We start from the raw sequence: 25,295 nt of genomic DNA, 5'->3' as shown, positions 1-25,295 counted from the left end.
GTGCTTACAAACATGAATTGGAAAAGTATCCGGCATATTTCCGTAACTGCATTTCTGGGGCAAGCAATGCTGGCTTTGCTGCTTACATGCGCTTTTTCCGTGCAAGCCGAAGACTTACAATATGACGTTATCTTTACCCCAAAGCTTCAAAAAGCATATTTTGACATTCAAAAATTGCGTTTACCATCTGCCCGGGCATTAATCAATGCGGAACGCAACACGGAAAAGACCAACGCATTTATTCCTTATCTTGACAATTATGCTGACCTGCATTATTTACTGATTTCCGAGGATAAAAAGTCTTATAAGGAATTGTCACAGCTTGAAAATCCCCGTTTACAGGCCATCGGAAATCTGCCTGATAATTCTCCTTACAAACGTTTTCTGCAAGCCGAGATCCGCCTGCATTGGGCATTTGCCAAGCTTAAATTTGGAAATGAAGTCAGTGGATCATGGGAAATTATCAAGGCTTATAAGCTTTTGGAAGAGAATCGAAAACGCTTTCCCGATTTCCTTCCCACACTAAAATCACTAGGGCTTTTACATGTCCTAATCGGCTCTATTCCAGAAAACTATGGATGGGTAGCCAAAATTCTGGGCTTAAAAGGCAACATTCAAAATGGGATCAACGAGTTGCGCATTGTTGAAAAAGAGGTGCCTTTTTTCAAACAGGAGGCCGAGCTGATCGACTTACTATTGCACGCCTACACATTACAACTCTCCCCTGCCCAGCAAACGCGCCTGCGGCAGTGGCCCAAGCAACAGCCGGATAACCTGCTGATACATTTCTTTGCAACAACTGTTTTGATGAAGGAAGGCAAGAGCGATGAAGCAGCACAGTTCCTTGCCGACGCGCCTTCCGGAGATCCGTACATTTCCTTCCCTTTTTTGGAATATTTAAAGGGGGAAATCAGCTTACAAAAGGGTAATTATAAGCAAGCTGGTGAGCATTATACATTATTTTTGAAGCAATATAACGGCTTCAACTACATCAAAGACAGTAATCTTAAACTGTTTATGTCGCACTGGCTTAATGATGAGGACCAGCAAGCGAATGTTTATATTAAAAAAGTTAAGGCAGCCGGCAGTGCAATCATCGAAGCCGATCAACTCGCGGAACGGATTGCGGCAGAATTCCTGTCCGGAAAAATAAATCCACGTCAAAAAATTCTTTACAAAGCACGATACGCGACGGACGGAGGTTATCTGAAAACCGCTTCATCGCTGATGGAAACGGTTACCGAAAAATCATTCATATCGACCGAAGAGAAAGCGGAATTTAATTACAGGAAAGGAAGGATTCTTCAAAAATCGGGTCAGGCTGCATCTGCAATTCCCTATTATAACAGGGCGCTTACCATCGCACAGCAAGAGGCCGCTGGCTTTGGAGCAGCCTCTGCGTTGCAGCTGGGCTATATTTTCTTAGAAAAAAACGACAAGCCCAACGCCATTGCTCACTTCAAGAAAGCAATGGCATTCAAGAAACACGAATACAAAAACAGCATTGACAATAAGGCCCGCGCCGCGCTCACTACACTAGGCCAATAATTTTTTGTGACCATTCTCCCGTAACCACGTCTAAAAGGAAAAGTCATCTATTTCCTTTATGTCAAAAAACGGATTCAAAAACCCTCTGAAAATTTTAAGCTGGTCTGAGGAAGACCGCCCGCGTGAAAAATTCGTTCACAAAGGCAGGACCGCGCTGTCCGATGCAGAACTGATCGCCATCCTTATCGGATCCGGAACGCCTAGCATGTCCGCTGTGGACCTCGCAAAAATCATCATGCAAACTTGCGGCGATAACATTAACGAACTTGCAAAGGCTACTGTCAACGATTTAAAAAAGCATCCCGGGATTGGCGAAGCGAAGGCGATCGCGGTGCTGGCGGCGCTGGAACTAGGCCGCAGGCGAAATGACCTCATAGGCAAGCAAAAACGGAAAATCACGAGCTCGAAATGTGTGTATGAGGAAATGAAGCAATATTTGCTGGATAAGCCCAATGAGGAATTCTGGATCATCCTCTTAAACCGGGCGAACCAGGTGATGCGGTGCGTTCAGATCAGTGTTGGCGGGGTTTCAAGCACGTCGGTAGACGTTAAAGTAATTTTCAAACTGGCCGTAGACAACCTGGCCAGCTCAGTCATTTTGGTCCATAATCACCCGTCGGGCCAGCTTGTGCCGAGCAAAGCCGATACCGCACTTACATTACAAATAAAAGAGGCAGGCCGATTGCTCGACATGCCCGTTCTGGATCATATGATCTTTACAGATAATGGTTATTACAGCTTTATGGATGCCGGTGAAATGTGATCAGAAAACCTTATCGCGGTCAACCACACCATTCAGCTCGGCATAAGGAATTGTAAAATGAATGGCCCCGCGTGCATATGCGGCAATTTCGTAGGGATTGTAATAAAACAAAATTCCGTCAGGCGTGAAAACGTAAGCAACCGGAAGTACAAACTTATGATTCAGCAGGAAATAACCAGCCTCTTCCAGGTCGGTTTCCGCGCTTAGCTTTTCTGTTTTTCTGAATGCCTTGTCAACCAGGCTTAGCAGTTTTGTAGAATCGGAAATGAAGTCTTTCATCTCAATTTCGGCTCCTGTTTTTGTATTAAAAGCATGGTAGGAACGGAATGTATTGGGATGAGCGCCTCCGGTGAAAGCGTAATGATCGAGCTGGTAAAACAAGATTTTAGATGTAGAAAAAGTCGTATCGCCTTTCAGCTCCACTTCCCAGCAACCAGGAGCGTCGGGAAAATCCTTTTTGAAGTCGTTGTAATTTTTCTCAAAAACTTCAAAGGCGCTTTTAATGCTTTTTCCTGCTTCCGGGTTTGCAGCAATGCTGGCCGAATCTCCATAAGAGTTGATTCTTTGAAGGGATTTCTGTGTTAATGTTGCCCGGATTGCCTTTGCAGCCTCGCTGGAATCGGATGGCTCCCATAAATTAAGTTTGATAGAAATGCCTTTGCTATTAGCCGTGTCACAACCTCCAAACTGTGAACTTACTTTGCTGCCAACGAGTTTTTGCTGACCGCCTTCCGAATTTTCCCGCTCGCCGGAACGATTACAGGCCGTAAAAAACGACATAGCTAGCAGGAAAGCACCAATTTTAATCAAATGCATTATATTTTCGATGAAATGGGAAAAGCAATTATAAACTCATCAGCTCCTTAAACCGGATGGCCTGACGGCGCGAAATCTCGATTTTGTCGCCGCCTTGCAGCGTAACAAGCAGCCCGCCGCTAAACCAGGGTTCTATTTTTTCGATCCAGTGCAGGTTTATAATGTGCTTGCGATTGGCGCGGAAGTACGTGTTGGGTTCCAGCCGCTCTTCCAGATTGTTCAGCGATTTCAAGACCAAAGGCTTTTGATCATCAAAATGCAGGCGAACGTAATTTCCCATGGATTCAAAAAGGCGGATCTTGCCCAGTTTTACAAACCAGCATTTCTCACCATCTTTCACGAACACCTGATCATTCTCGCCAAGCACTTTTTCTGCACGTTCATGCGCCTGGGCAGGTGCCTCCGGCTGCGCCTGATTTTCCTCGATGCGATGAATTGTATCCTTTAAACGCTCAGAATCAATTGGTTTTAACAAATAATCCAATGCATTAAACTCAAATGCTTTGATCGCATATTCATCATAAGCAGTTGTAAAAATCACCTCCGGGCTTTTTCCTTCGATGGACGAAAGCAATTCGAAACCATTTTTGCCAGGCATCTGAATGTCCAGGAACAGCAGTTCCGGCTGTAATTCTTCAATCATTACCAAAGCCTCTTCCGCATTGGCCGCTTCCCCTACAATGTCAATCTTGGTATAAGGTTCCAGCAATCTTTTCAATTCGTTTCTTGCAAGGCGTTCGTCGTCGACAATAAGAGTCCTCATAACAGGTCAGTTAGGAATTAAATGAAGTTTAATAATTGATGTAAGCTGTCAGTTGCGTTTTCCTGTCTCCTCACCCACCATCATCACGCCTTCCGACAACATTGGAATCCTTACTTCGGAGCAAACCACGTCTTGTTTCTCCTGAAAAATGCGGAAGGCTGCGCCCTTACCATATAAAATAGACAGCCGCTCGGCCGTATTCTTTAAACCAACGCCTCCCGAATCCGTGTTACCCAGATTTCCCGAATTCAGAATGGTAATAATCAGCAGCTCGTTTGCAATTTCCGATTTTACATCGATAAATCCACCACCCATTTCCTTTGAAACGCCATGCTTAATGCCGTTTTCGACCAAAGTTTGGAGCATCATAGGTGGGACCTGCCAGTAAATGGCTTGCGGATCTGTTGCTATGGAGTAACGTAGACGATCTTCATAGCGGACCTTTTCAAGTTCCAGATAATCTTCAACAGTTCTCAGTTCTTCTTGTAAATCAACCGTTTTGCGTCTGTCGGCAAGTAAAGAATTTCGTAAAATATTGGATAGCTGCGTGATACTGAGCTGTGCTTTTTTAGGATCTTCATACACCAGTGCGCGGATGCTGTTCAATGCATTGAAAGTAAAATGCGGGTTCAACTGTGAACGGAGGACCTTCGCTTCTGCTTCCCGCATGGACATTTTCAGCATGATCTTCTCATAGCCGGCAAGCCTGGTTTGTTCTATATAATGATAAACCGTGTAAGACAAGATCCAGGCAAGAAGGTTTTTGCACCAGTTGGCGTAGTAACCCCAGAAAACAAGCGGCTGATTCAGTAAATTTTGTTCAAGCACTTTCCTGTCCATCGGCTGATTGACCAGTGTCATAATCAGTCCCAATAACAAAACGGAGCCGATCACGCGCAATGAAAGCCGCGGAAGCGGTAAAGAAGACCAGTTCCATTTCCGGATCACAAGCCTGTACACGTGCGTGAGGCAAATGCCTAAAAGAATGTTGGCTAATGCTGTGTAAAATACTCCGACTTCAAAACCAAATTCAAGCGCATAAGGCACATACTCGAACATGATCAGTAAGGTCCAGCCGAGAATTTGTAACGTCCAATAAGTACGTTTTTTGGACATAAAGTTTTTTCTGTTGTGCTGTTTGAACTTTGGCAAATGTATCCCTGTGAACTGCACCTCAGTTCACAAATACACCAAAGGAAACGAATGTACACAAACGGTTTTTACAAAGTTTGAGGAATTTCTAGGGACAACAGGTGGGTAATGTTGTTGGCCACTTCCAGCTCAAACTTCCCTGTGTCGTAAGAATAGTTGATTTTGTACAAACACAGGTTACTATGCTCGTAATCATCCATATTAACAAGAGGCTGATTGAAAAGCGTGGTAAGCAGCACCCGCATGGCGCGGCCGTGCATGGCAATCAGGATATTTCTTTCGTGCGGCCGGGACAGAATGGTCTCGATCACCGGGATCTGGCGCTCGCGCACCTGCAAAGGACTTTCTCCTTCTTCCGCCGCAAGATCAACCTGACCGTTTTTCCAGGCAGTGACCAGCTCGCGGTAATAGTTGTTATCACCCGTGTTCGGTTCGCGGCCCTCGCGGTTTCCCCAGGAGATCTCGTTCAGCCCTGCATAGCTTTCATGAGGGATACCAAGCCTGATGAACCCACGAACAGTTTGATGTGTTCGTTTTAAATCAGAGGTGTAAATTTTATCAAAAGGAACATGTTGATAAGCATTAAAAAAAGCGGCAGCCTGGGCTTCGCCCCATTCATTCAGCAAGGAATCAACACCGCTTCCCTGAACCACTCCCCTGCGGTTAAAATCTGTTTCACCGTGACGAATGAGGTAGATAGACTTTCTTTTCAAAATAATAGGATTTTTTAAATATTAATTTTGCAAATACCTTGTTTTTAACCTTTACAGCAGATACAAATTTATACAATTTTTAGATATGTTCACCAGATCCATTACGTTAGATGCACTTCATTCTTTTAGTCAGAATACAATTTCCAACCATCTCGGAATTGAGTTCACAGAAATTGGGAATGATTATATAACTGCAAGAATGCCAGTGGACAAGCGTACTCATCAGCCATTTGGAATTTTACATGGCGGCGCATCTGTTGTTCTTGCAGAGACATTGGGCAGCATTGCATCATTTCTTTGTCTGCCCGATCCCGATAAACAACATGCGGTGGGTCTGGAAATTAATGCAAATCATATCCGATCTGCCAGGGCGGGTTTCGTCTACGGAACTGTGCGACCGATCCACCTGGGCAGGACGACTCACATTTGGGACATTCAAATCACCAATGAAGAAAGAAAGTTGGTATGTATCAGCCGCCTGACAGTTGCTATTGTGAATGCCGACCGCTGACATTATTTTGCAGAAAAATAACCTAACGATTAGATTAAAGACTAAATGCTTTCAGTACAAACCGACACACGACTTTCCATATTTGAGGGATTACAGGTTGAGGAGCTTTGGACAGCATCCAGACAATTGGGATTTCCGTCGGCATTATGGAGATTACCGCACAGGAATGAAATTCAGCTGCTGATTTCAGTTCGGGACGGAATCCGAAAATGTCAGCCTGAGCTCGAAAAACTCTCACCCGGCTTCGTCGTAAGCAACTTTCATTGGGAAACCGATCAGGAGGTGCTGTTTCTGGAAGGCGACATTATTCTGACTTTTTCTGACGATAATAGTATAAAAGACATCGAAAATAACGTCAGCGAGGAACATCCGGACGTGATAAAGCTGGTAACGCTGGCCACTGAAATTGCCAAAGATGCGAATCCAGATGCCTATCACAATGCTATTGCCATCAAAGAATTACCGGATCTGGATGCCCGCGACCGTTTTAAAAGGACGGTCGAGCTGGCTGTATCTGCTATCCGCCAGGGGAAGTTTAAAAAAGTAGTTTTATCCCGCACAAAGGACTTAGCCTATTCCGAAAACTTTCAGCCCGCCAAAGCATTCTGCAAGCTGGCAAAGGTATATCCGCATGCATTTGTTTCGCTGGTTAACCTGCCCGATCAGAATGAGTTATGGCTTGGGGCCAGTCCGGAGGCATTGGTACGCCAGGATTCGAATGGCACTTTCAGGACAATGTCGCTCGCGGGAACGCAGAACGCGCGGAATGACGCTGGTGAGCTTATCCCAAAGTTTGATATTCGCTGGGGCGAAAAGGAGATTGAGGAACATGCGCTGGTCAGCCGTTACATTGTGGAATGTTTCAAGAAAATCCGCCTTCGGGAATACACGGAGACTGGCCCTAAAACAGTTTTGGCCGGTAATTTATATCATTTAAGGACTGATTTTGAAGTGGACACGGCGACATTGAACTTCCCTGAGCTCGCGTCTGTCATGCTTAAACTCCTGCACCCGACGTCTGCGGTTTGCGGCGTACCCAAGCTTCCCAGCCTGCAATTCCTTACCGAGATCGAAGGCTATGACCGCTCATTTTATAGTGGCTTTATCGGGCCGGCACAAGTGGGCGGCGATACAAATCTTTTTGTAAACCTGCGGACGGTGAGGTTTAAAGATGGAAAAGCAACATTTTTTGCGGGCGCCGGCATCACCGAAGATTCCATTCCTGAGCGGGAATGGGAAGAAACGGAGATGAAATGTGATACACTTCTGAAAGTAATTGCTCAGGAATTCTAAAAATATATTTTCTGCTATTAAACTTTTATAGTAGAAAAAAGTCCAATAGGTTTTAGATTAATATATAATTTTGGGAAAGACCCGAATTTCGATATTATTCACAACAACGCCCCCTAAACCAAAGCTCTGGAATTATTATTTTATGAATCCAAACACAAAGTCTGTATTTTCGAAAATACCGAATCTGAATAAAACCCTCTCCTCTGTAATCCTCTCGGGTACGCTTCTCTTCACATTTTCATGCAAGGAAAAAAAGGACACTTTTCAGGCGAAGGGTGGCGGCGGACCTACGATCGTTGACGTCATCATTGCCAAAACTGAAAATGTAAGCGATAAGGTCGAAGTTAACGGAACAATTGTTGCTAATGAATTTGCCGAGCTCAGACCGGAAGTAAGCGGACTGCTCACATTTCTCAATGTGCCTGAGGGACAAACTGTTTCCAAAGGAACGGTGATCGCCAGGATCAATAATGCGGATTTACAGGCGCAGCTGAACCGTACAAAAGTGCAGCTCGAACTTGCAGAAACCACTGAAAAGCGATTGAAACAGCTTGTGGCCGTAAACGGCATCAACCAGGCCGATTACGATCTGGCTGTGAACCAGGTCAATACATTTAAGGCGGATATGGCTTACACGCAGGCTTTGATCGACAAAACCATTATTCGTGCGCCATTTACCGGTGTTATAGGTTTAAGAAAAGTAAGTGAAGGTTCTTACGTGACGCCAACGAACGTCCTTGCTACCATGCAGCAGCTGGCCAATCTGAGGATCGATTTTACAATTCCCGAAACCTACCAGAAATATGTAAGGAAAGGTGCCAATGTAGAAGTGCTCCTGGACCAGAATTCCGGAAAAAGAGAAAGTGCACGGATTATCGCCCTGGAACCGCAGGTTAACCAGTCTACCAGGAATATTACGGTAAGAGCTGTTCTGAATTCCGGCTCCACAAGTCCGGGTTCGTTTGCGAAAGTATATTTGAATGCGAGTACGAATAAATCCAGTATCCTGATCCCAACCAACTGCATTATACCGGAAGCGATGGGCAAAAAGGCGGTTACCGTGAAGGGCGGCAAGGCGGTTTTTGTAGAAATCCAGACTGGTGACAGACGTGAAGAAGTAGTTGAAGTGACCAGTGGCCTGAGCGTTGGGGATACCGTAGTTGTTTCGGGCGTGTTATTTGCCCGTCCTGATGCCCCAGTGAAAGTGAGAAGCGTAAAAAGCTTGAATGCTGTGAAGTAATTACGGCGGTAGAACAACTATTTCCTTGAACCTGACCTATGAACATTTCTGAATTATCATTAAAACGGCCCGTTTTGGCCGTAGTTATGAACCTGCTCATCATCCTCTTCGGTGTGGTAGGCTATAACTTTCTCTCACTCCGCGACTACCCGGCCATTGACCCTCCGGTTGTAAACGTCCGCACGAGTTACACGGGTGCAAACGCCGATATCATTGAAAGCCAGATCACTGAGCCGCTTGAAAAAAGCATCAATGGTATTCCCGGTATTAAAAGTATCAGCTCATCCAGCCAAATCGGGTCCAGTAACATTACTGTTGAATTCAACCTGGAATCGGATCTTGAAGGCGCAGCCAATGATGTTCGTGACAAAGTAAGCCAGGCGCAGCGCAACCTCCCGCAAGATGTGGACGCGCCGCCGGTGGTAAGCAAGGCGGATGCAAACAGTGATTTTATCCTGCTTCTTGCGGTTCAAAGTCCTTCCAAGGGTTTATTGGAATTGAGTGAATATGCAGAAAACGTATTGCAGCAAAGTCTTCAAACGATTGACGGCGTAAGTGCCATCAATATTTTCGGGCAAAAGCGTTATGCCATGCGCATCTGGCTTGATCCGGATAAAATGAGCGCCTATGGCATCTCTTTCAATGATATTTCAACAACATTAAGCTCTGAAAACGTCGAGTTACCGGCGGGAAAGATTTACGGAGCAAACACCGAGCTGACCATCAGGACAATGGGCCGGCTTACCAGTGAAAAAGAATTCAGCGACCTCGTTATCAGAAATGACAGTGCAGGGATTGTGCGTCTGGCTAATGTTGCAAAAGTAGAGCTTGGCCCTGAAAATGAGGAACAAAGCTGGAAATACAACGGTATGTACGCCGTTGGTCTGGCTGTAATCCCGCAACCGGGAGCCAACTATGTTGAGATTTCAGATGAGTTCAACAAAAGGCTTGCAGAGATCCAGAAATCAAATAAATCGGACATTACATTCAATGTCCTCTTGGATAATACGCGACTGGTTCGTCAGTCTATCCTGGAAGTTGAGGAAACCCTGCTGATCGCCTTTTCACTCGTGGTAATCGTTATCCTGTTCTTTTTCAGGAGCTTTATCGTAGCAGTCCGGCCATTGATCGATATTCCGATATCGCTGGTTGCGACGTTCTTTATCATGTATCTTTTCGGGTTTTCAATTAATATATTGACCCTTCTAGGTATTGTACTGGCAACAGGACTCGTGGTTGATGATGGAATTGTAGTCACGGAAAACATTTTCCGAAAGCTTGAAAGCGGCCTTCCGATAAGGCAGGCTGCATTGGAAGGAAGCCGCGAGATCTTCTTTGCTGTAATTTCTACGTCGCTTACGCTTGCTGTTGTGTTCCTGCCCGTTATTTTCCTCGAAGGTTTTGTCGGGAGTCTGTTCAGGGAATTTGGTATCGTCGTAGCTTCCGCGGTTTTGATCTCAGCATTCGTTTCGCTTACGATCACCCCGGTTTTGAATGTGTTTTTAAATCGTAAAAGTGCAGGCCATGGCTGGTTCTACAATAAGACAGAGCCATTCTTTACAGGCATGGAAGATGGATATAACCGTTCACTGCGCGGCTTTATGAAGGCACGCTGGCTTGCCTGGGTTTTGGTGGCGGCCTGCGGTGTACTTATTTATTTTACCTACACTAATTTACAAAGTGAGCTGGCACCAATGGAAGATAGGAACAGCATCCGTTTCAACCTCTCAGCGCCGGAAGGAACCAGTTTTGACCAGATGCAGGGCGTTTCCGATCAGCTTTCCAACTTCCTGAACGATTCCATTCCCGAAAAAGCATTCACATTCTCCGCAACGCCGGGCTTTGGCGGTGGCGGTGTAAACAGCGGCACGGCACGGATTGGCCTTGTCCCGGCTGGCGAGCGTAAGAAAAGCCAGAACGACCTGGCTCAGGAAATCAACAAAAAGCTGGCGCGTTTCAATGATGCGCGGATTTTCGCAACTCAGGAACAAACCATTGCCGTTGGCCAGGGCTCACGGGGCGGCTTACCCGTTCAGTTTGTATTACAAAACCTTGATTTCAACAAGATTTTTGAAGTATTGCCCAAATTCCTGGAAGAAGCGCGGCAAGATCCGACATTCCAGAATGTGGACGTGAACTTGAAATTCAACAAACCTGAGATCCGGCTTACGATTGACCGCTTGAAGGCAAGAGATCTTGGATTGTCGACAACAGACGTTGCCGGTGCGATCCAATCTGCATTTAGCGGAAGACGACTTGCCTATTTCATCATGAACGGCCAGCAATATCAGGTAATCGGCCAGGTGGAGCGTTCGGAACGGAACAAGCCTGCTGATATTTCTAAACTTTACGTGCGGAATAACCGGGGTGAAAATATTCCGTTGACGGCCGTTGTTCAGATGAAGGAAGAAAGCGGCCCGCCTACGATTTATCACTATAATCGTTACAAAAGCGCAACGGTTTCTGCATCATTAGTGGAAGGAAAAACCATCGGCGACGGTGTGGCCGCTATGCGCAGGATTGCAGCAAAACTGCTGGACGAATCATTCCAGACGTCACTGACAGGCTCTTCGCGTGACTTTGAAGAAAGCTCGTCAAACACCAGCTTTGCATTTGGATTAGCATTATTGCTTGTGTATCTGGTGCTTGCAGGACAGTTTGAAAGCTTTACAGATCCATTTATCATCATGATTACCGTGCCGCTTGCGTTAGCGGGTGCATTGCTGAGCTTGTATCTTTTTGGTCTCACGATCAATATATTCTCTCAGATCGGGATGATCATGCTCATTGGTTTGGTAACCAAAAACGGGATCCTGATCGTGGAGTTTGCCAACCAGAAACGGGAACAGGGAATGGGAAGAATGGCCGCCGCCGTGGAATCGGCCACACAGCGTTTACGACCAATTCTTATGACGAGCCTTGCCACGGCCTTCGGAGCATTGCCGATTGCGCTTAGCCTGGGTGCTGCTGCTACGAGCCGCGTTCCGCTGGGTGTGGTTATCGTGGGAGGGTTAATGTTCTCGCTGATCCTGACATTGTTTGTGATCCCGGCGGTTTACACGTTCATCTCACCGAAAAACCACAAAATGACAGAAGAACAGAAAATGGCAGAAGAGCTGGCTGTTCAGCATTAACAGCCATTTTTCCTGAAATATTTATAAATCAACTATTGTCTTTGCATGAACCCGCTCCTGATTTTGAAATGTAAGAAAAACCTTTTGCTAATGCTCCTGCTGGTCAGCAGCAGCGCGTTTTCCATGCAGGCCGACAGCCTTACGATCACCTTGGAAGATGCGATCGCGACGGCTTTAAAGAATAATTACGAAATAGAAATCGCCAAAAACAATGTGGAAGCCAACACGCTGCTCAACAATTATGGCGTTGCCGGAGGCTTGCCGCTGGTGACAGCTCAGGCTTCCAATACAGAACAGATCACACAGGTCAATCAAAAGTTAACGGACGGAACTGAGATCAATCGGAATGCTGCAGCGGGTAACAACACCCAGGCCAGCTTGAATGCTGGTATTTTGTTATACAATGGTAAAAGGGTTGTTTCCACAAAAAAACGACTGGCCGAGCTGCAATATCAAAGCACAGAGCTGCTTAACTCTCAGATTCAGAACACAATAGCATTGGTAATGACGAGTTATTATGATGTCGTGCGCCAATTGAGTTACCTGAATACGGTGCGAACCTCGATCCAAGCTTCCGAAAAACGACTTGAAATCCTGAAAGTGCGCAAAGAAGCGGGAATGGCGAATAATGCAGATCTTTTTCAAGCCGAAATCGATTTAAATACATTAAACCAGACATTTCTGGACCAGCTGAATGTAGCCCAGGTCGCCAAAACCGAACTGCTTCGCATCCTGACGCTCGATCCGAAGTCGGCGGTAAGCATTAAGGATACAATTATGGTTGATAACACGCTTAAACTTGACGCCATTCTGGACCGGATTGCGGCGAATGCAGACGTGAAAGCAGCGGATCATCAAATCCGCATTAACGAGCTGATCGTCCGCGAAACGGCTGCGTTAAGATACCCGACCGTGCGGTTCAACACGGCTTACAACTTTTCCCGAAACCAAACTGCGGCCGGTTTTACCTTGCTGAACAGGGTTGCAGGTCCTAATGCAGGCCTCACGCTCGCTATCCCGATTTACAACGGTTCGGCGTTTAAAAGACAGCAGCAGGTTGCGGAAATTAACACGGAAAGCGCCAAGTTGCAACGAAGCTCTATTGTCCGTGATTACAATGCAGGTGCTGTGAAAATGTATCAGACTTTCCTGACCTCGCTAGAACAACTTGAAACACAAAAACGCAACTTTAACCTGGCAAAACAGCTCTTGGATCTTACATTACAACGTTTTGAACTGATCCAGGCAACAATCATCGATGTGCGTGAGGCCCAGCGGAGCTTTGAAGATGCCGGTTACCGGATGATCAACCTGAACTATGCAGCCAAAGCAGCCGAAATCGAGCTAAAACGGCTTAGTAACACATTGCAATAGCATTTGAATCTCATTTTTGATTAAAGGGCTGGCTATCAAATAGTCAGCCTTTTCTTTTTGCGCCGGAAGAAGCGTTGGTGGCATAGGTTTTTCTCCTTTTTGTTTATAAAGATTAAAAAAAGATTAAACCTTTCACCATTTCACCCATCTAACAAACTTACTTCCTTCAACTTAACGTCATGAGAAATTTCCGGCTCCCCTTTTTGCTATTGCTTTTGATCAACCTGCAAAGTTTTGCACAGGAAGAGCCAGCGGAGACTTTCTTAATTAAAGGCAAATTGGAGGATGGGGATAAGAATCCGGTTCTGTTTGCCAATGTCGCACTCTATTCTGCAAAGGATTCCAGCCTCGCAGGCGGCATTGCTTCTGACGATAAAGGCCTTTTCGAATTTCCTGCTGCACCGGGAAATTATTTTCTCAAAATCACGTATCTCACTTTGGATGAGAAGATTGTCCCCAATGTGAATGTCGCCAGCCAGAACCTGGACCTTGGACTAATTTCACTTCAATCGAATTCAAAAGTTTTGGAAGAAGTGCTCGTGCGCGGGGAAAAAAGCCAGATGGAATTGCAGCTCGATAAGCGTGTTTTTAATGTTGGAAAAGACCTGAGCAACATTGGAAGCAATGCATCGGACATCTTGAATAATATGCCTTCGGTAACTGTTGATGTGGAAGGAAATGTAGCATTAAGGGGAAGCGGTAACGTCCGGATTCTGATTGATGGAAAGCAATCGGGCATGATCGGCTTAAACCCGGCAGAAGCGCTGCGGCAGATTCCCGGGGACCTGATCGAGAGCATTGAGATCATTACCAATCCTTCCTCGCGTTATGATGCGGAAGGCGAAGTCGGCATCCTGAACATTGTGATGAAGAAAAATATCCGTTACGGATTGAATGGTTCGTTTACGGCGACTGCCGGTTATCCCTCCAATTTCGGCGGCTCTTTCAATCTTAATTATCGACGTAAAAAGGTGAATCTGATTGCGAATTACGGCTTAATGTATCGAGAAGGGCCAGGCAGGGGCAATTCGCGCCAGGAATATAACAGCTCGGATACGAGTTTTGTGTACGAGCAACGTTCGGCGCGGACGCGCTCGGGGACTTCCAATAACTTTATGGTTGGCCTGGATTATTTTCTGAACAATTTTAACACGGTTACAGCGACAGTTTCTTACCGTAAGTCCATGAATAACAACAGGTCACAGCTGGATTACATGGATTATGATTTTAACAATGTGCTGACACAAACCGTTACGCGTACGGAAAGAGAAACCGAGCCAAGAACGAACATTGAGGCAGCATTGAATTATGAAAAGAAATTTGACAAAAAGGGACAAAGCCTGACATTCAATTCCAAATACATCATTAGTGACGAAACGGAATCCGCTCGTTACCGGGAGTTTTCGAATCTCGATCCAACCGGCATTATGCAGCGTGCATATAATACCGAAGATGAAAAGACATTCCTTGCACAGCTTGATTACATTCAACCCATTGGAAAGGATGGAAAAATAGAAGCGGGACTAAAAACGTCCATCCGGTTACTGGACAATGATTTCTCAGTGCATCAGCAGGACGAGCAGATGGATTGGATTATTCTGGACCAGTATGATAACCGGTTTGCTTACGACGAAAAAATCCATGCAGGTTATATCATGGCGAGCAATCAGTTTGGAAAAGTGTTCGTTCAAGCGGGGTTAAGGGGAGAATATTCGGACATTACTACGGAGCTTAAAAAGACGAATCAGCGCAATCACCGTGGCTATTTTAATCTTTTTCCAAGCATTCATACGTCATACAAAGTTGCTGATGCGCAAACTGTTCAGCTGAGTTACAGTTACCGCCTGAGCCGTCCTAATTTCCGCGACCTCCTACCCTTCTCCAATTTCAGCGATTCCCGCGTATTCCGCGCCGGTAATCCATTGCTGAATCCGGAATTTACACATTCGTTTGAAGCCGGACATTTGCTGAATATGCCAAAAGGCTCATTGCTGTCCAGCATTTACTATCGTCACCGGCTGGGCGTTGTGGAGAACATTACTTCCGTTGATTCCACGGGTTTTACCACCATTACACCTATCAATCTTTCTACCGGCGATTCCTATGGATTTGAATTTAACCTCACTTATGACCCGGCTCCCTGGTGGAAACTGACCGGAAACGCAAACATTTTCAGGGCCATTAATGAAGGTTTTCACCAAGATAAAGCTTTAAAAAGCGACACTTATTCCTGGACAAGCCGGTTCTCATCGAGGGTTACATTGTTTAAATCTGTTGATTTTCAGTCTTCATTCAATTACCGTGCACCGCGCAAAACAACGCAGGGACGCGATCTGGCCATTTATTTTATTGATCTCGGGCTTTCCAAAGACATTCTCAAAGGCAGAGGAACGGTTACGGCCAGCGTGCGTGATCTGCTTAATTCTCAGAAAAGACGCAGCATTGTCGAAAATGCAGGTTACTATTCCCGTTCGGAGTTCCAGTGGCGTGCAAGGCAGTTTTTGGTAACATTTGCCTACCGCCTCAACCGCTCCAAAGAGAAGGAAAGAATGGATAACAAAGGCGGCGAAGGTGAAGAAGACTAATCCTACGGTTGAAAACCGTACATTTGCGCAAACTTTTGTACAATAGCGAATGCTTTTTATAGGAAAATACAATCACCTCACCATTGAGCGCTTAACCAGCGTCGGCATGTTCCTGAGTGATGTCGAGGGCGAAGAAGTGCTTTTACCCAATCAATATTTAACGGATGAAATGCAGATCGGCGACACCATTAAGGTGTTCGTTTACCTGGATTCCGAAGACCGGCCCGTAGCGACCACGGAAACGCCGAAAATCATCCGCAATCAGTTTGCTTTTCTGGAAGTAACGGATGTTACGGAACATGGCGCTTTCATGGATTGGGGTTTAATCAAAGACCTTTTCGTGCCGTTCCGCGAACAAAGCACGCCAATGCAGCTCGGAGAATGGCACGTCGTTTTCCTTTATCTCGACCAAAAATCTTCGCGCCTTATTGCATCCACCAAAATCGACCGTTTTCTTGAAAACGAAAGACTTACAGTTGCCGAAGGCGATGAAGTGGATCTGCTGATTTTTTCAAAATCGGATCTGGGTTACAACGCCATTGTGAATCAATATCACAAAGGTCTGATCTACGCGAATGAAGTTTTCCGCGACATTCATGTTGGCGATTCGTTAAGGGGTTATGTCAAAAAAATAAGGGAGGAAAACAAGCTGGACCTCAGCCTGCAAAAAACCGGTTATGAAGTCGTTGAACCGACTGCACAGGCTATTTTGGATCAACTGAAAAAAGCGAACGGTTTCCTGAATTTATCGGATAACAGCTCGCCGGAGGATATTTACAAGAAATTACAGATCAGCAAGAAAGTCTTCAAAAAGGCGATCGGCGGGCTTTACAGACAAGGCCTGATCAAGATCGGTGATGACGGCATTAGGCTGGTTGTAGAAGATTAAAACAAAAATGCCGGCTTGCGACCGGCATTTTTTATGTCATTTCTTCCCGTATTTGACTTTATACTTTTCGTAAAGCCGCTTCTGCTTATCGTCCAGGTTCACTTTCCCGCCCTTAATAAAGGCCATCTGGATCACATTGCCGCGCATATCCAGCATATCCCCCGCCGTCACGAGGAACGAAGCCTGTTTCCCTTTTTCCAATGTTCCTACCAGTTTGTCGGCGCCGATGATTTCAGCAGCATTTTTGGTAACAAATTGCAATGCTTCCTCTGGCGTCACATTGCCAAATCCTGACGAAGTCCCCGCCAAAAAAGCTAGGTTACGCGTCCGCCACCATTCGTCCGCATACGTGATCGCCACTTTTACGCCTGCTTTGTGCAACATGCCGGGCAGCTCGTAAGGCAAGTACACCTGTTCGTCCACACGGCCGGGCAGGCGGTGCGTAGGGTTCAGAACCACGGGAATCTGGTTTTCTTTCAGGAAAGCAGCGACTTTGTAAGACTCATCGCCGCCTACGATCACGATTTTTTTCACCCCGTTTTCCTTCGCAAAATTCACAGCTTCAATAATGTCCTTCCCATATTCTGCACGAATGTACAAATTGGCCGAGCCATCAAAAAGCGGCTTCATCGCAGCCAGGCGCAGGTTCACGGAACCGGGCGACTGCGTTTCCGCATAAGCTCTCGCATCTGCAAATGTGGAACGAAAGACATTAATGGCCTCAGCGCGCTTGTCATTTCTCTTAACCGAAACAGTGAAATCTTCATAATTAAAACTGCTCGTCAAAAATGGCGGCCAGCTCAGCCAGATGCCATCGTCCTTGACCAAAACCGCATCTTCCCAGTTCCAGCCATCGCTGTAAAAAACAGAAGAGGAGCCGGAAATCACGCCGCCCTGCGGCACAGCTTGCGAAAGCAGAATGCCATTGCCGCGCAAGGTAGGGATCACTTCCGAATCGGTGTTGTAAGCCACCAGCGCGCGAACGTGCGGGTTGATCTGGCCGACTTCGTTATAGTCCAAAGTGGCCCTTACCGAAGCAATTTCCTGCAAACCAACGGTCGTGTTGAGCGAAATTATGCCTGGATAAATGTGCTTTCCCTTGGCATCGATCACCTCAGCGCCATTGCCACCGGAAAAAGATCCCGTGGTGCCCACTGCCGTGATAATGCCGTTATCGAAGGCAATGGAGCCGTTTTCAATCACCTGTCCGTTGCCCACGTGAATGGTTGCGCCGGTTACGAGGATCATTTTTGTCTGTTTGACTGCCGGAGCCGGGTTTTGCGCGTTTCCGGTGGTGACGCATGCGGCAATGCCAAGCAGCAAGCCTGTCATCCGGCGCTTAATGTTATGTTTTATCATGATAATGAGTTGGAATCCTGATGATTAAGAAGATTAATGTCCTGTTTCGTGCTCGGTGTGAACGCCTACAATGTCTTCGCAATGCCACATTTTGGGCTGCGTAGCTTGTGGTTTTTGCGTCGGTTTTCCTTCGGCTTTGTCGCCCAGCATTTTCTGGATCAGCCGCTCACGTTCCAAAGCCATTGTTTTCTGCTTTTCTTCATCTTTTTTCCTGTCAAAATAAACGGCGCCTTCCACCATCGTAAACTCAGGTCTTGCATAAATAGAAAGCGGATGCGCATTCCAGAGCACCAGATCAGCATCTTTTCCAGGTTTCACACTTCCCAGGCGATTGTCCACATGCAGCAATTTCGCAGGGTTCAGCGTCACCATTTTCCAGGCTTCTTCCTCCGGCACACCACCATATTCCACCGTTTTAGCCGCTTCCTGGTTCAGTCTGCGCGCCATTTCGGCGTCATCGGAGTTGATCGCCACGGTTACGCCTTCATGATACATTAATGCTGCATTATATGGAATCGCCTCTTTGACTTCCATTTTATAAGCCCACCAGTCACCGAATGTAGAGCCGCCAATGCCACGTTTCGCCATCTTGTCGGCCAGCTTGTAACCTTCCAGAATGTGGGTAAATGTGTTAATCTTAAAATTCAGGGAATCAGCTACATGCATGAGCATATTAATCTCGGACTGCACATACGAATGGCAAGTAATGAAGCGTTCGCTCGCCAGGATTTCGGCCAATGCATCCAGTTCAATATCCCGTCTTGGCGCATTCGCGGCTTGTTTTTTGGAACCCGCATTATAGGATTTCCACTGGGCAGCATAATCTTTTGCTCTCAAAAAATGATCAAAAAACACTTGCTCCACGCCCATTCTGGTTTGTGGGAAACGCGTGCGAACAATGTCGCCCCAGTTGGATTGCTTCACATTTTCTCCCAAAGCAAACTTGATCGTTTTCACCTCGGGAATCAGCATTTCAGATTGACTTGCACCCCATTTCAGCTTAATCAACGCACTTTGTCCGCCAATTGAGTTCGCAGATCCATGCAGCAAATGAGAAGTCGTCACGCCACCCGCCAGTTGGCGATAAATGTTCACGTCATCCGGATTGATCACATCGCTCATTCTCACCTCGGCAGAGCTCGTTTGCCCGCCTTCATTAATGGTAAAGAGCGCAATGTGCGAATGTTCGTCTATAATGCCGCTGGTCAAATGCTTGCCTGTTCCGTCAATGGTTTTTGCTCCCGAAGGCGCCGACAATGCCTTACCTACTTTCGCAATCTTACCATTCTGAACAAGGACATCTGCATTCTGTAAAATGCCTTCTTTCTCGTTGGTCCAGATCGTCGCGTTTTTGATCAAAACCGTTTCCGCCACAGGCAATTTCTCATTTCCAAAGCCTACAAAAGGATAATAAACTGGCCCGGTTTCCTTCACTTTGGCTATCGTGGAATCTTTGGTTGCAGCAGGCTGATATTTCTCGGATAATGTTGCCGACCAGGGGACAACATTCCCGTTCGGCAAGATGCCTTCCCCGGAAATATTTGGTCCGGCGAGCCAACCCGTCAGGCGCGTCGTTCCCGCACTTTTATCAGCCTGGTAAGTCATCGTCAGCAACTTGTCCGACAAGATAACCTTAGGCGTTACTTTCACCGAATCCTGCACAATGATCTTATATTCAGGCTTATCTAATCCACCAGTGATCTGCAATTTGCCCGCAGGCTGGTTGTTCACCGAGAGCGCATAAGTCCCCCGAACATCCGGCGCATTCATGGCCGACAGTACAAATTGCTTTCCCTGAATCCAGTTTTCATAAATCACATTGTCTTTCCCAAACAGATCACCGGAAGTGATGATGAAGTTGGCCAGCAACCCGCTTTTCAGGCTCCCTACCTGCCCTTCCGCCTTGATCAGGCTAGCAGGAATGGTCGTTAATGCTTCCAAGGCCTTTTCTTTCGGCAGGCCGTACTCCACGGCCATTTTTATATTTTTCCAAAAATCGCCCTTGTTTTTCAAGCCGGAAACCGTGAATGCAAATGGAATTTCGGCCTTCGCAACTTCGGATGCATTCTTGGGGGCCATTTCCCAATGTTTCAGCTGTGCCACGCTCACCAGATCCGCGTCCCAGGGATCGGCAACGTCATAAGCATCAGGAAATTGAAGGGGCAGAATCAATGTTGCTTTCGTGGCTTTAATTTCTTTAATGCGCTGATATTCGTCGCCTCCGCCTTTGATAATGTATTGTATTCCAAACTCATCACCGACCTTATCCGCACGCAGAATGCTGTATTTGTCATTGGTTTCAAAAAAGGAAGGAAGGGTTTTGATCTGGTTGAATGCTTCCAGCGAAAGATTGGTTTCCTTGGCTTTTTCTGTTTTGGCATACCAGTCGGCATCGTAATAATTCTGCCTTAGCAGCGCTACTACGCCCATCGTAGACGATGGGTAAGTCTGTGAAGAAGTGCCTTTGCTGAATGAATAATGGGCCGACGCTTTTCGTTTCAACATTGCTTTGTTGGCAGCCTCGTCGGTCAATGTTACTACTGCGCCGTTTCCGCGCACAATCCCGTCATGTGGGTGAACAAGCACGGTCCCGAAACCGATTTTGCGAAGCTCCTCGGCTTTTTTAGCGTCGGGAGTAAACATTAAGCTCGCGTCATTTTCAGGCTGAATAGCCTGGTTCCAGCCAAATGCACCCTTTTTATTGGATTCCAGTTGCGGCGTTTGCCTGCCTCCTCCCGTCCGCTCGCGCTTCACTTCCGGCATTCCATAATCCGAATCCAGGTCAATGAGGGAAGGGTAAATGTATTTTTCTTTCAAATCCATCACCACGGTGCCCGCAGGAATTTTCACCTGCTTGCCCACTTCACGGATGATCCCGTTTTCAATGAGCATGGTCCCTTTCAGGATCGTAGTTTTGGAATCGACAACAATGTTTGCGTTTGTAAAAGCATAGCGCCCCGGCCGGTCGTCATAGGCTCCGTTTTGGGGGAAAGTCTCCTGCGCATGCGCGATCACGCCGATCGTAAGACAGGTCAGCAGGGCTGATAATTGTTTAAACATAGGTTGGGATTTAATTGCAGTTCGGAACTACAATATACAAGTTAAATTGACAAATCAGGGCTTAAAGGGCATTTTCACTGGAAGTTACAATTGCCGCGGGGAATTGTTATGTTGCCTATTTTTTGCATCTTGTCGCTGTGTTTTCAAATGACTATTTAGCTTTTCAAAAATATGGACTATCAAGATTTTAAAGATTCCCTTTCCCAGGATTCACCACCAGAAACAGTCTCAGAGCCGCTTAAAGCGCTTTGGTATGCAGCAAAAGATGACTGGGAAGCCGCTCATAACATTGCCCAAAGCAAAGAAGGAACGCCCGTTTATGATCATTTGCATGCGTATCTGCACCGCGTAGAAGGCGACACCTGGAATGCCGGTTATTGGTACAAGCGCGCCGGAAAGTCTGTTTTTAAGGGTTCCTTGCAAGAAGAATGGGAAGCTTTGGCGCATGCTATGCTTTAAAAATATAAGGCTTTTACCTTATATTCAGTTAATATAAGCTTTTTACCTTATATTTGGCTGATATAAGCTTTTTACCTTATATTTAACCATTATAAGGCAAAAAGCTTATATTTATGAAAAAGCATTATGCTGTAATCACCGCTGATATGGTCAATTCAACGTTTTTCTCACGAGAACAGACCACCGAATGGCTAAGCGAAATGATCGATTTGTTACGGGAAAATCCAGCCTTTGACTGGGTGTTGAAACCTGAAATATATCGCGGGGACAGCTTTCAGGGTGTGTTGAAAAACCCTAACGAAGCCATGTATGCCGCCATTCTGGCCCGCGCTAATATGCGCACACACGCCAAAAACACTGATTTACGCGTAGCGATTGGCATAGGAAAAGCAGAGCAGCTAACCGACCGCGCGGGCACATCCGATGGCGAAGCATTTCGATTGTCGGGGCATTTGGCCGACAATATCAGGAAGCAAAAAGCGCGGATCGGGATTGCATTGCCAACGCCTTCTGAGCCGCTGAATGCGACATTGGATCTTTTAGAAACACTTATTGAGAACTGGACAACCGCTCAGAGCGAGGTGATTGTGGCTTTACTTTTGAAAAAGAACATTAACCAGATTTCCGAGCAGCTTGGCATCAGTCAGCCTGCCGCCAGTCAGCGTGTGGCCTCTTCAAAATGGTGGGCAGTTGAAAATTTTCTTGCTACCTTTCCCAAACATTTATCACTATACACAAAAACAAAATCATGATCGAGTTTCTCCAATTATTGCTCGCACACATTCTTGTCGATTTCTACTGGCAGCCTACGAAATGGGTCATTGAAAAAAGAGAAAAATCTTTCCGCTCCAAATACTTTTATCTCCACATTGCGCTTGTCATCGTTGTTTCTTACGTCGTGCTGGGTTACTGGACCAATCCGGTTCCTGCTCTCGCGTTAGGCGTGGCTCACGGCCTGATTGACATTGCAAAAATCGCGTTTGATAAAAAGGGAACATTGATCTGGTTTGTGGCCGATCAGGTTGCTCACGTGATCAGCATTGCGCTTACCGCGCTTATTATCACCAGTGCTTTACCGGCTGGCGTGGAAACTTTCAAAACCTGGCTTTTCACTACCAAAACGCTCGCCATTTTCACTGGCGCGCTGGTTTCACTCTCTCCTATTTCGTTTTTTGTGGGCATCCTTACCAAACCCTGGCGCGAAGAACTGGCTGCATTGGCGCCTAATGCAGATGATAACCTGGCCAATGCCGGACGCTGGATAGGGATGTCGGAAAGGCTGCTGATCTTTGTTTTTGTGCTGGTTAGTCAGTTTTCAGCCATTGGATTTTTGATTGCTGCGAAGTCGCTTTTGCGTTATAATGACAAATCTGCCAGCGGGGAAATTTCAGCAGCCTACATTAGTAAAAAGTCGGAATATGTGCTGGTGGGGACATTGATGAGCTACACTTGTGCGATCGCAGTGGCGCTGGTGGTGAAAACATTGTATTAAAATCCAACACAATTAAACCTTGCTGCAACAAATTGCTCTAACCTGGGTATCTAAATTTGATAACCATGAAAAAGACAATGTTGGCCATGCTAATGGCTCTTTTCAGCATCGCAGCCTTCGCCCAACGCCAGGATTCTGATATGACGCCTGAAAAACGCGCAGAAAACCAGACCAAGCAAATGACCGAAAAGCTGAACCTTTCCGAAGATCAGCAAAAGCAGGTCTACAACCTGACGCTGGCGAGAACGCAGAAAATGAAGGAGTTAAGGGATGCCCAAACCGCCGACCGCGAGCAAATGCGTGCTTCGATGGAAACCTACAACAACGAAGTCGCGAAAATACTGACGGTGGAGCAACAGGAAAAATACAAAACCATGCTGGAAGATAGGCGCGGTGGCGCCGATCGTCGGGGCGGTGGCAGCAGCAGAGGACCGCGCGAAAATTAAGCTCTCTTTAGTCAAATAAAAAGGGTTGGAATCCAACGATATCCAACCCTTTTCTATTTATAACATTCCAAGTTATATCGCCATTTCGGTCTTAAATTCCGACGTGAAGTGAAAATGGATGGCTGGATTGTTTTCCCGGTTCATACGGATCATCCATTCAGATTCTGCCAGGAAAACCGGGTTTCTATCTTTATCGTAGGCAATCTGGTTTCCTTTGAGGCGGATGAATTGGTCCATAGCAGGCTTTTCATCGGCGGTAAGCCAGCAAGCGCGCGTAATGCTCATCGGAACCCAGCGGCATTTTGCGCCATATTCGTGTTCGAGGCGATATTGGATTACATCAAATTGCAGTTCTCCAACCGTCCCTACTATTTTACGGTTTCCTAAGTCCAATGTAAAAAGTTGCGCAACACCTTCATCTGTAAGTTGTTGAATGCCTTTTTCCAATTGCTTGGACTTCATCGGATCCAGGTTAATCAACTCTTTAAAGATCTCCGGCGAGAAGCTCGGAATCCCTGAAAATTGAAGGTTTTCTCCTTCCGTCAATGTATCGCCGATCTTGAAACTTCCTGTATCATAAAGTCCTACAACATCACCGGGAAAGCCTTCGTCCATTACACTTTTCGCCGAAGCCATGAATGTAAAGGGAGAAGAAAAACGGACATCTTTACCCATTCTGACGTGTTTATAGAATTTACCACGTTCAAATTTCCCTGAACAAATCCTTAAAAAAGCAATCCTGTCACGGTGACGCGGGTCTAGGTTTGCGTGGATTTTAAATACAAAACCGGTGAATTTTGGCTCCATAGGTGACACTTCACGCACATCCGTCGGACGTGGCTGCGGAATGGGTGAGATTTCGCAGAATGTGTCCAGCAGTTCTTTTATACCAAAATTATTGATCGCACTGCCAAAGAAAACAGGCGCTAACTGGCCTTTTTGATAAGCTTCTTCCGAAAACACGTCATAAACACCTTCCACAAGCTCCACATCTTCCGTCAATTGCGAAGCATCTCTTTCTCCCAGCAGATCCACCAAACCTTCATCTTCCAGACTCACTTTCGCAACATCATTTTCGATTTTGGTTTTGTTGATTTTGAAGAAATAAAGCATTTGCTCGTACAAGCTGTAAACGCCTTTGAAATTAGCCCCCATATTGATCGGCCACGTCAAAGGACGCACGCGGATGCTGAGTTTTGTTTCCAGCTCATCCAGCAATTCAAACGGATTCTGGCCTTCCCTATCGAGCTTATTGATAAAAACAATCACCGGCGTGTTCCGCATCCGGCACACTTCCATGAGCCTTTCGGTCTGTTCCTCCACGCCTTTTACGCAGTCAATCACCAGGATAACGCTGTCCACGGCGGTTAATGTGCGATAGGTGTCTTCTGCAAAGTCCTTGTGACCAGGCGTGTCCAGAATATTGATCAGCAGGTCTTTATATTCAAAGGTCATTACCGAAGTTGCGACCGAAATTCCCCTTTGCTTCTCAATTTCCATGAAATCGGAAGTAGCGGTCTTTTTGATTTTATTGGATTTTACCGCGCCCGCCGTTTGGATCGCGCCTCCAAAAAGCAACAGCTTTTCGGTAAGTGTGGTTTTACCAGCATCTGGGTGACTGATAATTGCGAATGTGCGCCGCTTCTTGATCTCTTCTAAATTACTCATATCTAAAATTTGCACAAAGATAAGAATAAA

20 protein-coding genes are annotated in these 25,295 nt (G+C 46.2%); 13 read left to right on the top strand and 7 right to left on the bottom strand.

What is annotated here, in order from left to right; all coding sequences use genetic code 11:
- Positions 1–12 precede the first annotated feature (12 nt).
- Positions 13–1,548 (top strand): tetratricopeptide repeat protein, encoded by a 1,536-nt coding sequence (locus L0660_RS04880; protein ID WP_235158396.1) that lies wholly within the window; start codon positions 13–15, stop codon positions 1,546–1,548.
- Positions 1,549–1,606: 58 nt separating this feature from the next.
- Positions 1,607–2,311, top strand: coding sequence for a RadC family protein (gene radC / locus L0660_RS04875; protein WP_235158395.1), 705 nt, complete (start codon positions 1,607–1,609; stop codon positions 2,309–2,311).
- On the opposite strand, the gene L0660_RS04870 is transcribed toward radC, so the two are convergent.
- The 4 genes from L0660_RS04870 to L0660_RS04855 form a co-directional block, all read right to left on the bottom strand.
- Positions 2,312–3,127: a DUF3298 and DUF4163 domain-containing protein gene (locus L0660_RS04870; RefSeq protein ID WP_235158394.1), complete on the bottom strand. Its 816-nt coding sequence runs from the start codon at positions 3,125–3,127 to the stop codon at positions 2,312–2,314.
- Positions 3,128–3,155: 28 nt separating this feature from the next.
- A complete protein-coding gene (locus L0660_RS04865) occupies positions 3,156–3,890 on the bottom strand; it encodes a LytTR family DNA-binding domain-containing protein (protein ID WP_233795822.1) in 735 nt (244 codons plus the stop codon).
- Positions 3,891–3,938: 48 nt separating this feature from the next.
- Positions 3,939–5,006: a sensor histidine kinase gene (locus L0660_RS04860; RefSeq protein WP_233795821.1), complete on the bottom strand. Its 1,068-nt coding sequence runs from the start codon at positions 5,004–5,006 to the stop codon at positions 3,939–3,941.
- A gap of 104 nt (positions 5,007–5,110) precedes the next feature.
- Positions 5,111–5,755 (bottom strand): histidine phosphatase family protein, encoded by a 645-nt coding sequence (locus L0660_RS04855; protein WP_235158393.1) that lies wholly within the window; start codon positions 5,753–5,755, stop codon positions 5,111–5,113.
- 85 nt (positions 5,756–5,840) lie between these two features.
- Here L0660_RS04855 and L0660_RS04850 point away from each other — a divergent pair, with 85 nt between their 5' ends.
- The 7 genes from L0660_RS04850 (at position 5,841) to L0660_RS04820 (ending at position 16,781) form a co-directional block, all read left to right on the top strand.
- Complete coding sequence (locus L0660_RS04850; RefSeq protein ID WP_233795819.1) at positions 5,841–6,266, top strand: hotdog fold thioesterase; 426 nt, start codon at positions 5,841–5,843, stop codon at positions 6,264–6,266.
- A gap of 45 nt (positions 6,267–6,311) precedes the next feature.
- The gene (locus L0660_RS04845; RefSeq protein WP_235158392.1) at positions 6,312–7,559 is read left to right on the top strand and encodes a chorismate-binding protein; all 1,248 of its coding nucleotides are present in this window, start codon (positions 6,312–6,314) and stop codon (positions 7,557–7,559) included.
- Positions 7,560–7,701: 142 nt separating this feature from the next.
- Complete coding sequence (locus L0660_RS04840) at positions 7,702–8,799, top strand: efflux RND transporter periplasmic adaptor subunit (RefSeq protein WP_235158391.1); 1,098 nt, start codon at positions 7,702–7,704, stop codon at positions 8,797–8,799.
- 38 nt (positions 8,800–8,837) lie between these two features.
- Complete coding sequence (locus L0660_RS04835) at positions 8,838–11,933, top strand: efflux RND transporter permease subunit (RefSeq protein ID WP_235158390.1); 3,096 nt, start codon at positions 8,838–8,840, stop codon at positions 11,931–11,933.
- Between the two features lie 45 nt (positions 11,934–11,978).
- Positions 11,979–13,307 carry a TolC family protein gene (locus L0660_RS04830; RefSeq protein ID WP_233795815.1) on the top strand — a complete coding sequence of 443 codons (1,329 nt, stop codon included), beginning with the start codon at positions 11,979–11,981 and terminating at the stop codon, positions 13,305–13,307.
- A gap of 179 nt (positions 13,308–13,486) precedes the next feature.
- On the top strand, positions 13,487–15,892 hold the full coding sequence (locus tag L0660_RS04825; RefSeq protein WP_235158389.1) for a TonB-dependent receptor: 2,406 nt from the start codon (positions 13,487–13,489) through the stop codon (positions 15,890–15,892).
- 49 nt (positions 15,893–15,941) lie between these two features.
- Positions 15,942–16,781, top strand: a complete 840-nt coding sequence (locus L0660_RS04820; RefSeq protein ID WP_235158388.1) for a S1 RNA-binding domain-containing protein — start codon at positions 15,942–15,944, stop codon at positions 16,779–16,781.
- Positions 16,782–16,817: 36 nt separating this feature from the next.
- Here L0660_RS04820 and L0660_RS04815 read toward each other — a convergent pair whose 3' ends face one another.
- On the bottom strand, positions 16,818–18,140 hold the full coding sequence (locus L0660_RS04815) for an amidohydrolase family protein (protein ID WP_235158387.1): 1,323 nt from the start codon (positions 18,138–18,140) through the stop codon (positions 16,818–16,820).
- A gap of 33 nt (positions 18,141–18,173) precedes the next feature.
- Complete coding sequence (locus L0660_RS04810; protein WP_235158386.1) at positions 18,174–21,200, bottom strand: amidohydrolase family protein; 3,027 nt, start codon at positions 21,198–21,200, stop codon at positions 18,174–18,176.
- 171 nt (positions 21,201–21,371) lie between these two features.
- Here L0660_RS04810 and L0660_RS04805 point away from each other — a divergent pair, with 171 nt between their 5' ends.
- The 4 genes from L0660_RS04805 to L0660_RS04790 all read left to right on the top strand — a co-directional run bounded on the left by L0660_RS04805 (position 21,372) and on the right by L0660_RS04790 (position 23,597).
- The gene (locus tag L0660_RS04805) at positions 21,372–21,659 is read left to right on the top strand and encodes a hypothetical protein (protein WP_235158385.1); all 288 of its coding nucleotides are present in this window, start codon (positions 21,372–21,374) and stop codon (positions 21,657–21,659) included.
- 113 nt (positions 21,660–21,772) lie between these two features.
- A complete protein-coding gene (locus L0660_RS04800; protein ID WP_235158384.1) occupies positions 21,773–22,411 on the top strand; it encodes a SatD family protein in 639 nt (212 codons plus the stop codon).
- Positions 22,408–23,151 (top strand): DUF3307 domain-containing protein, encoded by a 744-nt coding sequence (locus tag L0660_RS04795; RefSeq protein ID WP_235158383.1) that lies wholly within the window; start codon positions 22,408–22,410, stop codon positions 23,149–23,151. Before L0660_RS04800 ends, L0660_RS04795 begins: the two co-directional genes overlap by 4 nt.
- 65 nt (positions 23,152–23,216) lie before the next feature.
- Positions 23,217–23,597, top strand: a complete 381-nt coding sequence (locus L0660_RS04790; RefSeq protein ID WP_026630963.1) for a DUF4890 domain-containing protein — start codon at positions 23,217–23,219, stop codon at positions 23,595–23,597.
- Positions 23,598–23,669: 72 nt separating this feature from the next.
- Here the strand turns inward: L0660_RS04790 and L0660_RS04785 are convergent, their stop codons facing one another.
- Positions 23,670–25,265, bottom strand: coding sequence for a peptide chain release factor 3 (locus L0660_RS04785; protein WP_235158382.1), 1,596 nt, complete (start codon positions 25,263–25,265; stop codon positions 23,670–23,672).
- Positions 25,266–25,295: the final 30 nt, after the last annotated feature.

This window comes from Dyadobacter sp. CY351 (assembly GCF_021502625.1).
GTDB classification, from domain to species: domain Bacteria; phylum Bacteroidota; class Bacteroidia; order Cytophagales; family Spirosomataceae; genus Dyadobacter; species Dyadobacter chenhuakuii.
Note: the sequence above shows the minus strand (reverse complement) of the source record. Positions and strands in the feature narration are given on the sequence as shown.

Coding starts and splice junctions, on each gene's coding strand:
- L0660_RS04880 (WP_235158396.1), top strand. CDS start 13: ATGAATTGGAAAAGTATCCGGCATATTTCCGTAACTGCATTTCTGGGG.
- radC (WP_235158395.1), top strand. CDS start 1,607: ATGTCAAAAAACGGATTCAAAAACCCTCTGAAAATTTTAAGCTGGTCT.
- L0660_RS04870 (WP_235158394.1), bottom strand. CDS start 3,127: ATGCATTTGATTAAAATTGGTGCTTTCCTGCTAGCTATGTCGTTTTTT.
- L0660_RS04865 (WP_233795822.1), bottom strand. CDS start 3,890: ATGAGGACTCTTATTGTCGACGACGAACGCCTTGCAAGAAACGAATTG.
- L0660_RS04860 (WP_233795821.1), bottom strand. CDS start 5,006: ATGTCCAAAAAACGTACTTATTGGACGTTACAAATTCTCGGCTGGACC.
- L0660_RS04850 (WP_233795819.1), top strand. CDS start 5,841: ATGTTCACCAGATCCATTACGTTAGATGCACTTCATTCTTTTAGTCAG.
- L0660_RS04845 (WP_235158392.1), top strand. CDS start 6,312: ATGCTTTCAGTACAAACCGACACACGACTTTCCATATTTGAGGGATTA.
- L0660_RS04840 (WP_235158391.1), top strand. CDS start 7,702: ATGAATCCAAACACAAAGTCTGTATTTTCGAAAATACCGAATCTGAAT.
- L0660_RS04835 (WP_235158390.1), top strand. CDS start 8,838: ATGAACATTTCTGAATTATCATTAAAACGGCCCGTTTTGGCCGTAGTT.
- L0660_RS04830 (WP_233795815.1), top strand. CDS start 11,979: ATGAACCCGCTCCTGATTTTGAAATGTAAGAAAAACCTTTTGCTAATG.
- L0660_RS04825 (WP_235158389.1), top strand. CDS start 13,487: ATGAGAAATTTCCGGCTCCCCTTTTTGCTATTGCTTTTGATCAACCTG.
- L0660_RS04820 (WP_235158388.1), top strand. CDS start 15,942: ATGCTTTTTATAGGAAAATACAATCACCTCACCATTGAGCGCTTAACC.
- L0660_RS04815 (WP_235158387.1), bottom strand. CDS start 18,140: ATGATAAAACATAACATTAAGCGCCGGATGACAGGCTTGCTGCTTGGC.
- L0660_RS04810 (WP_235158386.1), bottom strand. CDS start 21,200: ATGTTTAAACAATTATCAGCCCTGCTGACCTGTCTTACGATCGGCGTG.
- L0660_RS04805 (WP_235158385.1), top strand. CDS start 21,372: ATGGACTATCAAGATTTTAAAGATTCCCTTTCCCAGGATTCACCACCA.
- L0660_RS04800 (WP_235158384.1), top strand. CDS start 21,773: ATGAAAAAGCATTATGCTGTAATCACCGCTGATATGGTCAATTCAACG.
- L0660_RS04795 (WP_235158383.1), top strand. CDS start 22,408: ATGATCGAGTTTCTCCAATTATTGCTCGCACACATTCTTGTCGATTTC.
- L0660_RS04790 (WP_026630963.1), top strand. CDS start 23,217: ATGAAAAAGACAATGTTGGCCATGCTAATGGCTCTTTTCAGCATCGCA.
- L0660_RS04785 (WP_235158382.1), bottom strand. CDS start 25,265: ATGAGTAATTTAGAAGAGATCAAGAAGCGGCGCACATTCGCAATTATC.